12 protein-coding genes are annotated in these 12,424 nt (G+C 61.8%); 9 read left to right on the plus strand and 3 right to left on the minus strand.

The features are described from left to right. Nucleotides 1-2 precede the first annotated feature (2 nt). On the minus strand, nt 3-494 hold the full coding sequence (locus tag NFG57_RS15000) for a GAF domain-containing protein (protein ID WP_348814654.1): 492 nt from the start codon (nt 492-494) through the stop codon (nt 3-5). After that, nucleotides 491-2,218 carry a gamma-glutamyltransferase gene (locus NFG57_RS15005; protein ID WP_348814655.1) on the minus strand — a complete coding sequence of 576 codons (1,728 nt, stop codon included), beginning with the start codon at nt 2,216-2,218 and terminating at the stop codon, nt 491-493. Before NFG57_RS15005 ends, NFG57_RS15000 begins: the two co-directional genes overlap by 4 nt. A gap of 94 nt (nt 2,219-2,312) precedes the next feature. Between NFG57_RS15005 and NFG57_RS15010 the strand changes: the two genes are divergently transcribed. The 5 genes from NFG57_RS15010 (at nt 2,313) to NFG57_RS15030 (ending at nt 7,151) form a co-directional block, all read left to right on the plus strand. Next, complete coding sequence (locus NFG57_RS15010; RefSeq protein ID WP_348814656.1) at nt 2,313-3,092, plus strand: GntR family transcriptional regulator; 780 nt, start codon at nt 2,313-2,315, stop codon at nt 3,090-3,092. A 69-nt stretch (nt 3,093-3,161) separates the two neighbouring features. Further along, nucleotides 3,162-4,100 carry a tripartite tricarboxylate transporter substrate binding protein gene (locus tag NFG57_RS15015; RefSeq protein ID WP_045993830.1) on the plus strand — a complete coding sequence of 313 codons (939 nt, stop codon included), beginning with the start codon at nt 3,162-3,164 and terminating at the stop codon, nt 4,098-4,100. Next, a complete protein-coding gene (locus tag NFG57_RS15020; protein WP_348814657.1) occupies nt 4,097-4,729 on the plus strand; it encodes a hypothetical protein in 633 nt (210 codons plus the stop codon). Before NFG57_RS15015 ends, NFG57_RS15020 begins: the two co-directional genes overlap by 4 nt. A 9-nt stretch (nt 4,730-4,738) precedes the next feature. After that, nucleotides 4,739-6,346 (plus strand): tripartite tricarboxylate transporter permease, encoded by a 1,608-nt coding sequence (locus tag NFG57_RS15025; RefSeq protein WP_348814658.1) that lies wholly within the window; start codon nt 4,739-4,741, stop codon nt 6,344-6,346. Nucleotides 6,347-6,692: 346 nt separating this feature from the next. Continuing rightward, complete coding sequence (locus tag NFG57_RS15030) at nt 6,693-7,151, plus strand: hypothetical protein (protein WP_157033093.1); 459 nt, start codon at nt 6,693-6,695, stop codon at nt 7,149-7,151. 380 nt (nt 7,152-7,531) lie between these two features. Here NFG57_RS15030 and NFG57_RS15035 read toward each other — a convergent pair whose 3' ends face one another. Continuing rightward, nucleotides 7,532-7,735 (minus strand): cold-shock protein, encoded by a 204-nt coding sequence (locus NFG57_RS15035; RefSeq protein ID WP_045993826.1) that lies wholly within the window; start codon nt 7,733-7,735, stop codon nt 7,532-7,534. A gap of 621 nt (nt 7,736-8,356) precedes the next feature. Here NFG57_RS15035 and NFG57_RS15040 point away from each other — a divergent pair. The 4 genes from NFG57_RS15040 to NFG57_RS15055 all read left to right on the plus strand — a co-directional run bounded on the left by NFG57_RS15040 (nt 8,357) and on the right by NFG57_RS15055 (nt 12,270). After that, nucleotides 8,357-9,172, plus strand: a complete 816-nt coding sequence (locus tag NFG57_RS15040; protein ID WP_045993825.1) for a CsgG/HfaB family protein — start codon at nt 8,357-8,359, stop codon at nt 9,170-9,172. Further along, the gene (locus NFG57_RS15045; RefSeq protein WP_348814659.1) at nt 9,169-9,936 is read left to right on the plus strand and encodes a hypothetical protein; all 768 of its coding nucleotides are present in this window, start codon (nt 9,169-9,171) and stop codon (nt 9,934-9,936) included. Before NFG57_RS15040 ends, NFG57_RS15045 begins: the two co-directional genes overlap by 4 nt. Nucleotides 9,937-10,088: 152 nt before the next feature. Continuing rightward, nucleotides 10,089-10,505 carry a hypothetical protein gene (locus NFG57_RS15050; protein ID WP_045993823.1) on the plus strand — a complete coding sequence of 139 codons (417 nt, stop codon included), beginning with the start codon at nt 10,089-10,091 and terminating at the stop codon, nt 10,503-10,505. Between the two features lie 349 nt (nt 10,506-10,854). Continuing rightward, nucleotides 10,855-12,270, plus strand: a complete 1,416-nt coding sequence (locus NFG57_RS15055; RefSeq protein ID WP_083970521.1) for a sigma-54 dependent transcriptional regulator — start codon at nt 10,855-10,857, stop codon at nt 12,268-12,270. Nucleotides 12,271-12,424: the final 154 nt, after the last annotated feature.

Genomic DNA, 12,424 nt, shown 5'->3' on the forward strand with positions numbered 1-12,424 from the left:
TCTTATCGGTGAGTCGGTGCAAATGCCTGACTGCCCGCCCACTCCCGAATCGCGATGGCCGCCGCCAGTAGCTGTCCGGTGGCGGCCTCCTGCTCAGTGAAGCCGGGGCCATCACGCAGAAAGTTGAGAGTCCCCAGAACATTTTCTCCACGTACGATGGGTACGTTGAGCACGGCCTTGAGGCCGAGACCAAGGATGGTTCGATGGTCACCGAAGGCCCAGACGATGTCCTCCTCGCCGTAACCAAGGTTCACCCGTCGGTCGAGCAGCACCTTGCCGCCCCATTCGGTGTCGCGCTTGGGCTTGCGACCGCTTACCGGGTAGACGTCAGGTAGGGTGGAGTGGATTCGCTCGACCTCCATGCTGTCCCGGTGAAAGCGCATGGCAGTATAGAGTCCGTTGGGAATCGCCTCGGCGCAGCGCTCGAGCGCCCTGTCGAACGGTGTGGCCGGATCGATGATGGCGACCAGGATATCGGCAAGACCTGGGTTCATGACGTCTCTCCCGGTTTGGCGGCACGGACCCCGATCGCCGAGTTGCCCGCGCGACGCGGGTCGGCCACGGCGACGCAGCCGTCTTTGTCGCCCCTGTTATCGTCCCTGTTTTCATCATTACGCAGCGCCAGGCAGATGCCACCGGCCTTCCAGGTCAGTGCTGGCCAGGCCTCGAGCTTATGCCCGCGGGCGGCAAGTTGCTCGACCTGCTCGACCGGAAGATCCTGCTCGTACAGTACCTGGTTGGGATGTACGTCGTGGGGGGCGAAGCTGCCGGGAAAGGCGTAGGTGGCCACCCGGGGCGCCCGTACCGCCTGTTCGGCAGACAGGCCCAGGTCGCGCATATTGAGCAGCACCTGGATCATCGCCTGCACCTGAACGTCCCCGCCGGGGGTGCCCATGGCAAGCCAGGGCTTGCCGTCCTTGAGCGCGAGGATCGGATTGGGAGTAAGGCGTGGCCGCTTGCCCGGGGCCAGAGCGTTGAGGTGGCCGGGGATCGAGCGCGACTGGGATCCGCGCGAAGACACCGACAGTCCCGTGCCGGGGATCACCACGGTGTCGTAGCTGGGATCACTGGGTGTTGCCGAGAAGATATTGCCGTCGGCATCGATGACGCTGACATGGGAGGTATCAGCGCAGCCCACGCGATAGACCGCCGGCTCGCCACTGCGGCCTCCGGCGACAGCCGGCGCCGGCAAGGGATCCGAGCACTCGCCAATCGTTGCCAGCCGCGCCTTGATAAAGTTCGGCTCGAGCAGCGCCTCAGGGGCGATCGCCATATAGTCGGGGTCGGTGACGTAGGCCTCGCGGTCAGCGAAGACACGCTTTAGCACCTCAAGCACGAAGTGCAGGTCCAGGCGTTCCTGCCCGCCCTGCGTTTTCACGCTGGCCGACCTGCCCGCCGCCTCGATCATCGCCAGCGTCTGTGCCATGGAGATCCCCTGGCACCAGGCACCGCAGCAGTGCACGTCAAGACCACGAAAGCGCACCGCGTGGGTGGCCTCGTCACGCACCTGATAATTCGCCAGATCGTGCGCCGTCAAAAGGCCGCCGTTGGCGGCGTGGAAGGCGACGATGCGCTCGGCGATCGGCCCTTCATAGAAGGCCGCCCGGGCTGCCGCCAGCCCCGCCAGACGTCCACCGGGCGACGCAGCCTCGGCCTCGATCATCTGCTCGAGTGTCCAGGCCAGGTCGCGCTGGACAAACCGCTCGCCCACCTGCGGTGGCTTGCCCCCCGGCAGAAAGACTTCAGCCGTAGAGGCGAAACGCGCGTACTTCTCGACCCGAGAGGTGACAAAGTCGGCAAACAGTGGGTAGACCTCGAAGCCATCCCGGGCGGCGGCCAGGGCATCCTGGGCGACCTCGCCAAAACCCATGGTGCCCTTGTCCGCCAGCGCCTTGATCCAGCTTGCCGGCGCCGCCGGGATCACCGTTCTCAGGATGCCCTCTGGCACATGATCACCATGGTCGCGGTGCATCGCCTCGACATCCGCCGCCGCCGGCCAGCCGCCGACACCGTCCTGGCTGGTGACCTCGCCGGTTTCGGCATCGAACATGATAATCGGGGCGACCCCGGCGATGGAGACCAGGTCAGGCTGGACCACGCCGAGCGCCAGGCCAGCGGCGACGCCGGCATCCACCGCATTGCCGCCCTGGCGCAGCACTCGCTCCGCCGCCCTGGTGGCGATCGGATGTCCACTGGCCACCGCCCACGTCTCGGTCATGGTGTTGTCCTTGTACGGTTGATCATCTTTTCACCATCGTCGCCCATTAACTACGTAGTTGACAATAGAAATAGACCATATCTATCTTAGTTGAATGCAAAAGACGACCACCACCCTGCCCCTTGCGCCGCTGGTGACTCAATGGCAGTCCACCGGCACCAGGCGCACCAAGTACCTGCGCCTGGCCGAGGCGTTGAGTGCCTGCATTCACGCCGGAGACTACCGTCCGGGGGATCAGCTGCCGAAGGAAACCGAGATCTGCGACGCCCTACCGGTGGGTCTTTCTACCGTGCAGAAGGCGCTGGGTCAGCTGGTGGAAAAGGGCCTGATCGTGCGTCGACGCAAGCTCGGCAGTTTTATCACCGATGCTCGTCATCAGGTGCCTGAGGTCCACGTCTATCGCTTCCATGATCCGGCCACCGGCGAGCTGATGATGCCCTACACCCGGGTCGTCGGGGTCCAGCGGGTCACGACCTCGCAATACGGCGCCCTGCTTACCGGCTTCGACTGCGAGGAAGTGATGCGCGTCGACCGTCTGGTGTGGGTGACCGGGTCATCACCGGCCTTCAGCGCCTTCTTCATGCGTCCCGAGGTCGCCGTCGAACTGCCCGACAGTGACGAGGTACAGCATGGCGCTTCCTATCACCGCCTGCTGTGGGAGCGCTTCGGGATCCGTACCGCCAGCGTCAGACACAGTGTCACGACAGAACTGTTGTCTCGCCAGGCCTGCGAGCACCTGGATCTGGCTGCGCCCCACGTCGGCATGCTGTGGGACGCCTTCGAGTATGACAGCGAAGAACGGCTGCAGCTGGTGCAGCGCTTCGAGCTGCCCCGCGGCCATCGAGCGATGGAACTGGTCGAGACCAAGCCCTGAAACGCAACGTTCGCCCTATCCCCAGGGCGGCACTCGAGCCACACAACCACAACAACACCGGAGAGTCCCATGAAACGCATTCTTCTTACCGCAGCCTCAACCCTAATGCTGGCTGGCCCGGCCCTGGCCGAGTGGAACCCGGACGGCCCCATCCGCCTGTGGATCGGCTATGGCGCCGGCGGGGGCACCGATGTCCAGGGCCGCACCCTGGCCAAGGAGCTGGAAGCCACCCGAGGCTGGCAGGTGATCCCCGAGAACAAGGCCGGCGAGGACGGCACCGTAATGTCGGCGCAACTCAAGGGCGAAACGCCCGACGGCCAGACGCTGGGCTTCGCGATCACCACCACCTACGACTTTGCACCGATGAACAGCGACAACCTGTCGCCCGAGGACTTCACCTACATCACCACCACCGCCGGCTCGCAGATGGCGGTACTGGCCCGGGCCGACAGCGGCTGGCAGACCCTTGACGACCTTAGGGCCGCCGCGTCCGCAGGAGAGCCTATCGTCTGGGCCAACTGGGGCACCCAGGTCGAGGCCGGTGCCGAAATCGTGGCTCGCCAACTCGGTATCGAGGTCAACCACCTGCGCATGAAGGGCGGGCGTGGCACCCTGAACGCCCTGGTCTCAATGGATGCCAACGTGGGCTGGGGTGGCGGCGTACAGAAGCCGCTGGTCGAAGCCGGCCAGCTCAACATCCTGGCCTCCGCCGAGCAGGGACCGGTGGCCCTGGCGCCGGAAAAACCGACCCTCCAGGACCTGGGGATCGACCTCAATCTCGGTTACCAGTACATCATCACCGCCCCTGCCGGCATGGATGACGAAGTGCGTGACGAGATCGCCGAGGCCGTTGCAGAAATCCTCGCCGACCCCGAAAGCGAAACCCGCCAGTTCATTGAAAAGCAGTACCCGCCAGCGCCGATCGTCACCCAGGGCGAGGCGCTGCGCGAGCAGATCCTGACCACCTATGAGTCCAACGTGGCAATGATGCAGGAACTGGCCAAATGAGCGACGCCAGTCGCCAGGCCGCCCCAGCCCGGGGCGGCCGCTGGAACCTGTGGCTTGGCATCGGCCTTTTGGGGTTCTGCCTTTTGTGCGTGACGCTGTGGTTCCCCCGGGATATCGGCAGCGGTTTTCTCGAACAAAACCTCACCGGACGTACCGTGCCAGGTGATGCCTTCTTTCCGGTGCTGCTGGTGGGCCTGATAGCCCTGCTGGCGAGCCTGTTGATCTTGAGCGAACTCCGTCATGGCGCCCGGCGCTCGCACCCGCCGTCCGCCGGCGAAGCGGTGGGACGCATCTCCCCCGACAACCTCGCCTTCCTGCTGCGTGCCATCATCGTGACGGCCGTAAGCCTGCTGGCGATGAACGCAACCGGACCGCTGCAGGTCACGCTCACCAACGCCGTGGGTCTTACCGACTACAGCGGTTACCGTGCGGCTTCCGGCACCTTTCCCTTCGATATCTCCGGCTTTTTCGTCGGTGCCACCCTTTTGACCTGCGGCTATATCCACACCACCCGCCACCGACTGAGAGGGTGGGATGTGCTGGTGGCACTGGCCGCCGCCGGCGCCCTGGTGCTGCTGTTCGACGGACTGATCGACAACGTCCAGCTTCCTCCCAACGCCGACCTCTGAGGATTCTCCATGGAGCTGCTGCTGCAATACATCGGGCTCGGGGTCAGCTCGGTCTTTCACACCGCCGAGGGCGGACTCTGGCTGATGCCGCTGGCGATGACGCTGATCGGCGTGGTGGTCGGTATCCTGATCGGCGCCACACCGGGCATGTCCGGCCCCTTCGCCATGGCCATCGCCCTGCCGGTGCTGGTGTCGATCTTCGGCTACACCAACGAAGCGCTCTACCCGGTGCTGGGCTGCCTGGTGGGGATCATGAAGGGGGCCACGGTGGGCGGTGCAGTACCCGCGATACTGTTCAATACCCCGGGCACCCCCGACGCCTTTCTCACCACCCTGGACGGCCATCCCATGGCCCAGCGGGGCCAGGGCCGCAAGGCGGTACAGACCGCCCACTTCGCCTCGGTGATGGGCGACAACATCTCCGACCTGGTGCTGTTTATCGCCGCCCCGGTCATCGCCGTGGCGGTGGAGCGTGTCCTCGGGCTGCCCGAGAAGTCGGCCCTGATCATCCTGTCGCTGTGCTTCATGGCCGCGGTGGTAGGCCAGGCACCGCTCAAGGGGCTGATTGGCGGTCTGCTCGGCATGTTTCTGTCGCTGGTCGGCTCGACCCTGTCTGGCAACGGCCCGCGGCTGACCTTCGGCATCCCTGAACTCGGCGGCGGTCTACCACTGACCTCCGCCGTACTCGGCGTGCTGGTACTCTCCGAGGTGCTGATCAGCATCGAGGACATGCGTCGAGCCAGGCAGCACAACGCCGCCCCGCCCAAGCCGCCGCAAATGGGCCCGAAACTGCGCTGGCGAGAGCGCGGCGCCATGCTGCCGGCCATCCTGCGCGGCGCCGGTATCGGCACCATGATCGGCGCCCTGCCCGGTATCGGTACCACCACCGCCGCCACCCTGAGCTACGACACCGCCAAGCGTCGTTCGAAGACCCCGGATGAATTCGGCCACGGCACCCCGGACGGCGTGGTTGCCACCGAATCGGCGAATTCGGCGGTGTCCGGCGCCAACCTGATCCCGGTGATGAGCCTCGGTATCCCTGGCAACTTCGCCGCCGTCTTCATCATCCTGGCGGTCGAGACCATCGGCGACTTCGCCTTCGGCCCCCAGGTGTTTCGCTTCACCCCCATCCAGGAAATCGAAGGCTTCGGCACCCTGCTGAACAAGGACCTGGTGACCGCTTTCGGCATCTTCACCATGATGGTGCTGGCCAATGCCTTCAACTGGACCATCGGCGGCGTGCTGATGGGCCTGCTGGGCTACCTGGTGCGCATCCCCAAGGACGTGATGCTGCCGGTGATCCTGACCATCTCGCTGACCGCCGCCTATGTCCAGGACGGCGGCTATCTTGGCCTCGTCACCGCCTGCGTGTTCGCGCTGATCGGCTACGCCCTGCGAAGGCTCGAGATCTCGATTTTGCCCTTCGTCATCGGCTTCTTGCTCGCCCCCACCCTGGAAGGCCTGGTGCGCGGCGCCTTCACCGCCTCCGGCGGCGATCCCTTCTTCCTGCTGACCTCCCCCATCGCACTGGCAATGCTGGCCCTGTCGGTGTGGTTGCTGGTGCGGATGGTACGCCAATCGAAAAGAGAGCGACCCAGCCAGAGGGCCAGGACCTGATCAGGCTGTCGCAGCCCATGCCTCGAGCTCGCTGATAACGTTACGCACCCTTGCGTAAAGTTGCGTAAAACGTGACGCCCAATGTACGGAAGCGCTTGGATCGACATGGAACAGAGGCCGGAACAGGCGCCGGAGGCAGGAATCGTCAGACCACCAGACGGTGCGAGAATCGTCGAGAGCTTTAGCTAAACGCCAGCCTTTTCTGCAAGATTGGTGCGCAAATGCCCTTCCGGCAGCTGGCATGCGCCTTGATCGCCAACATCGGCCCTTGGCTCGCATGCGTTCCGCTATACTTCCCGGACACCGCTCCCCGGGGTGAGCGGTACAGCGCGCAGCAAATTTCAAGATGGCCTGGCCGATGTGCGAACAATCCGACGTTAGAAGAGCTGGTTGTGAGGAATACAGAGAGCTACTGGCCTCGCTACGCCACTACGGCAACATCCGCTTCGCTATGCTCGCCCTTTTTTCGACTGCCACGGCCGCCATCATCGGCCTGAACCGAGGCGATGCTTCGCCCACGGCCGGCGATGCGTCCTTGAGCACCCTGCTGTACGAACTCATTCCCATCGTCGCAAGCTGGGTCTTTCTTCGGTTAAACGTCCAGCTATCTGAATACATCAATGCACTGGGGGACCAGGTTGCCCACTATCCACACTGCCACCTGAACAAGATAGAAGGTTTCAGATCCCGCAAGGTATCTAGCCTCTTCTACACCCTGTACGCCTCCGTACTCGGGTTCTGGATGCTCAAGGCCCTGCTTTTCCTGTTCGAAGTGAAGGGGCTGTCCTCCGCACTTGTGCCTTGAACAATGCCGGCACCTAGGTGACCTGCCCAATGACAAAGACTCAACGATTTCCAGCTGCCCCAGGATCGGTAGACGGCCCCCTACCACCAGCATCCCCAGAAAATCTGGTGTATCGATCTCTGCAAGGCTCGCCATGCCAGTCGGGAATGGCGAGATGAAGCCGCCAAACCCGCCATGAGCAGGAAATCGCGACGCTCGTCATCCATCACAGTGACGGATCGCTGTACCTCCAGCCCCGGCGGACCGGCGTCTGACGGAAAGGCCAGGGAGAGAGAACGCCGCTTGCGATAACACGGCGTGAGACAAAACGTTACCCACACAAAAACGACAAGACCCGCCGAAGCGGGTCTTGTCATTCATCTTAGTCAGCTAACTAGAAGTTAGATAACCTTGATGTTAGAAGCCTGAAGGCCTTTCTTGCCCTGGGTCACGTCAAAAGAGACCTCTTGACCGTCCTGCAGGGACTTGAAACCTTCAGCCTTGATTTCGGAGAAGTGGGCGAACAGGTCGTCACCACCGTCGGCCGGAGAAATGAAGCCGAAACCTTTAGCGTCGTTGAACCACTTAACTGTGCCAGTTGCCATGATCGATTTCCTTAACGCAGAGCGTTGTCATTACAGTTTGCCGGGTGTCATCCCAGAAATATGGATATAACAAGGGGGATATTGCCAGGCTACCGAATGATTCGATCACTACTGAAATATACGACTTGCTAACCAACGAGAAGCATCGTCTCACGGCTCGCCGCGCCTTGTCAAACCTTTTTAAAGCATGGCAACAGAACTTTCGCACGTTGCGCTGCTGGTCCTCGGGACGATCGAAAAAACATCATCAAGATCCGATAAAAAACTGAATTATTAATCACTTACACGAAATCAGCCTGCGTGATCGACATTGGCATCGTCCGGTACGGCCAGGCGATGGCGGCAATCACCCACGCTTTCGTCCTGCTCTCGGCCCAGCACTCCTGTCAATCGCGCGCCGCATGTGTACGACGGTTTCTCCTAATTCAGTCGTGCAAAACGCCAGAGTCTGGCGATTCGCCACGCTTTCCCTCTAGCAAAACGCTTCGGTTGGCCGAACACGGCTACCTCAAGTCATCTCCTCGCTGCCATTCACTACCCCAACCTATTGAATAAAAAGACCAATTGGTCTTTCTGGCACGACTTGAGCAATAGCCATGTCAATCACAGGAGGACGCCAGGATGAAGGTCTCGCTGCCCCACAAACTCACCACCGCCTTAGCACTCACTGCAACCCTGGGTGGCTGCGCCTCCATCGGTACCGATCCCGTGGCACCCCGTGAAGGCTCGCGAGTGATGACCAACCACACGCCCTACACCCGCTGCCTGAGCGCACTCAGCCAACAACCCGGTGAAAACCTGCCAGTGGTCAGCGTAGGACAGATCCTCGACCGGACCGGCCAAGTCAGCTACTCGACCATCACCGAGAGCCGCACCTTGACCCAGGGCGTGTCTGAAATGCTTATCAGCGCGCTCTACAAGACGCGCAAGGTACGCCTGGCCGAGCGCCTCGACATTCGCATTCCGCTAGCCGAGCGCCAGCTCAAGGATGCCGGAGCCATGCAGCGCGCGCCCGCAGCGCTCAACGTGCAGCCCGTCAACTACGTCATTCTCGGCGCACTCACCGAGCTCAACTACAACATCCTGACCCAGGGGGCACGCCTTTATGTAGGACTAATAGGCGCAAGCAACCGAGAAGCGGTCATCAACGTAGGCCTGGATCTCCGAGTGGTGGACGCCACTACCTTTCAGACCGTCTACGTCACCAGTTTGCAAAAGCAGATTGTCGGCAACCAGGTGGAAGCGGGCGTCTATCGCTTCTTCGACAATCAGCTCGTGGAATTCGATGCCGGGACGGTGAGGAACGAACCTCTCCAGCTCGGTGTTCGATCCGTCGTGGAAATGGCTGCATACCAGATCCTGACGGAAGGGCTCGGCCTGCCGATCAACGACACCCAAGCGTGTCAGGTGGCAGACGGGCATTACCCTGCGGCTTGAAAACATCCGAAAAAACAAGGAACGCCGTCATGAAAACTCAGCAAAAAACCGCACTGTCCGCTGCTATCGCCCTCACTGGTCTGATGTCAGCCTCCTCGGCCTTGGCCTTCGACTCGGTGACCTGGGTGTGGGATGCCACGGTCAACAGCACGGTCGACACTTCGGCGCTGTCTGAAGTCAATGTCGCCCCCGAAGGCCTGAACATGACCGAAAATGACCAGACCGCCCTGGGCACCATCAGCGCCACTAGCCTGGTCACCGCCGTCGACAACACCATCATACCGCTGCTCGATGGAAACGCCTTTGAAGACCTGGCGGCGGTAGAAAGCATCGCGACCGCAGTGGGTAACAACGCCGCGATCGAGTCCGATGTGTCGACCCAAACCGACAACTCTCAGGTGTACGCGGGGCTCGACGCCTCAGTCGGCACGCCGCTGACCGGTGAACTGGTGGATGCCACGCTGCCTGGTGCCGTCACCGCGACCGCCTCGGCACTCGCCATCCTCAACGCCACAGTAGACGTTGACGCAACGGCCGTAGGCAACAACATGACCGTCGACCTGACCACCCTGTCTGACAACGACGCCTTCGCCATCACCAACAACGAACAGCTCTCTGTGGCACTGGTCACCAGCACTGCCACTGCCGACGGTGTGCTGTTCAACGGCATCAACGGTATGGGAGGAGGCGATACCGCCGCCGTATCCTCCACCGCCACCGCCGTGGGCAACAACCTGTCGGTCAAGGTGGATGGCAACTTCTGATTCCTCATCTCAACCCTGGCTCGGGCATCCGTGGCCTCCACGGATGCCCTGGGAGTTCTCTCATGACACGCACAGTTAACCGACATGTTTCCGACATTGACTGCCTCCCCCTCGACTCTGGTGCCCTTCCCTCTCGGCGATGGGCCAGCTGGATGGCCGCAGCCCTTGGCGCAGCGCTTCTATCTGCCGGTGGCCCCGCTGAGGCGAGAGATCGAGATCCGCTCGTCGGCCCCTACCCCTACGACTTCCCCGCGCGAGCCAGCATCCAGGGTTCCCTCATCCTGCAGGAGGCACGGCGTCGCAATAACGGTAGTGGAGGTTCAGGATCTGGCGGCAGCGGCAGCATTAATGCCGGTGCCATCGTCAACAACAATTCCACGTCGATCGCCGTGGGCAACTGGCAACAGATCGAAATGACTCTGGGCGATGGGGCAGAGGGTCTGATCATGACCGAAAACCATCAGACTAATGAAGCCGAGGCCAACGCCCTGTCAAAGATCAATACCACGCTGAACCTGGATGCCGAGAGCTCAGAGGACGTGCTTTCCAACGAACAAACAGCGAAGTAGCAATAACTTGCCCTAGCAATAATGAGAAATTCAGTACTCAAAGTGGAATAACTACGAATGGAGTACCAGCCAAATCCCAGACAATGTCAAACACTGTTAAAGCAACCTTTAAAACAAGGAAAGCTGCTTCGAGTCTGGCTAGGGTGGCAATTGACTCTTGTACGAATCAGAAAGGCTGCGGCAACCGGTACACCCGTTCATACCGAAGCCATCGGTGTCATCAAACCCGATCGCCAAGCGCTGATCGGACGGCGCACTGAAAGATGGCGACGCACGCATCCAAAGAGCACCTCGAGTGACAACTCGTACAAGCTCTGAAACCGGCTTAGAGCCAGCCAAGGGTATTGCCATGACGTCTTACAATGCGCAGGAGCATCACCTTACTTCAACCACATGTCTCCCCAAGCCTGGAGTGCTGATCATCGTAGTCGAGGATGACACCGATACCGCTCACCTCTATCAGACCATCCTGGCCACGCGTTACCACCACGTGGCCGTCTGCCACAGCGGTAGTGAAGCCGTCGCCAGGCTGGTCAGCCACCAAGGCCCTGCCGTAGTGGTACTGGACTACCACCTTCCCGACATGACCGGTATCGAAGTCATGGCCACCTGTCGTGACCTTGAACACCCAGTCGCCTGCATGATGGTGTCCGCCGACCGCCTGAACGACCAGGAGGCCGGATGCGGCGAGGCGATACGTCTGACCAAGCCGCTCGGCTGTCAGACGCTGCTGCAGTGGACCGCAAAGCTCGTGCACAAGGTACAGACTGCAGTTCACGGCGAAGGCCCCGGCGACCATGCCCCCGAAAATCTGCTGATCGGTCAGAGCGCCGCCATGCAACACCTCCGCACGCTCATCCCACGCTTGGCGCAGTCGCGTTCTCCCTTGTGGCTACACGGAGAAAGCGGGACCGGAAAGGAACTCGCAGCGCGCAGTGTGCACTACTGCAGCCCAAGATCCTCCGGTCCGTTTGTGGCCGTTAACTGCGCAGCATTTCCCGAGGCACTGATCGAATCCATGCTCTTTGGTCACGTCAAAGGAGCCTTCAGTGGGGCCACGCGGGATCACAAGGGTTTCTTCGAAGCGGCCGACCAGGGCACCCTGTTTCTCGACGAAGTCGGCGATATGCCACTTCCCTTCCAGGCCAAGCTGTTGCGCGCACTTCAGACCGGCACCATCACTCCCGTGGGAAGCACGCGAGACGTTCGTGTCGATTGCCGGGTGATCACCGCCTGCCACCGAGACTTGGCGCAGTCCGTGCGAGAGGGGGCGTTTCGGGAGGATCTCTATTACCGTCTCAACGTTCTGAGTCTTGCCTTGCCACCCCTGCGCGAGCGACAAGGGGACGCCTTGATGCTGGCAGATCACCTGCTGGAGTCGCTGGCCAGAGAAGAACGTATCGCAGTCTGCCCCCTGGATGAGGAGGCCAGAAACTGGATCCAGCAGCACGACTGGCCCGGCAATGTCCGAGAACTGGAAAATCGTCTGAGGCGCGCCTTGCTGCTATGCGACGGAAAAGCGATAACGGTCAACAACCTGATGCTGAACGATGACGAGCGCCTTCCGTCCGCACTCCCGCCCTCGCAAGCGCCGTCTGGCGTCGGTATACACTTCAGCCCAGGTCGCATGACCTTGCGCCAGATAGAAGACGCGGCCATCGAAGCGACTCTGGAAGCCTGCGACGGCTGTATAGAACGCGCCGCCCGGCAACTCGGAGTGGCGGCGTCCACCTTGCACCGACGGCGCAGGCGCCAGGCCGCCTGAGGCATGTCGAGACCAGCGGCCCGGACACCAGCAAACTCACACACTGTCCTCAGACAAACCTGGGGCGGACGCCGGTCCCCGCCTCCTCGGTACCTGACATGGGACACTCGAACGCCAAGGTCCATCGCCGATGACACTGCGACAAGACCTTATG

Source organism: Halomonas sp. H10-59 (assembly GCF_040070555.1).
GTDB classification, from domain to species: Bacteria; Pseudomonadota; Gammaproteobacteria; order Pseudomonadales; family Halomonadaceae; genus Halomonas; species Halomonas litopenaei.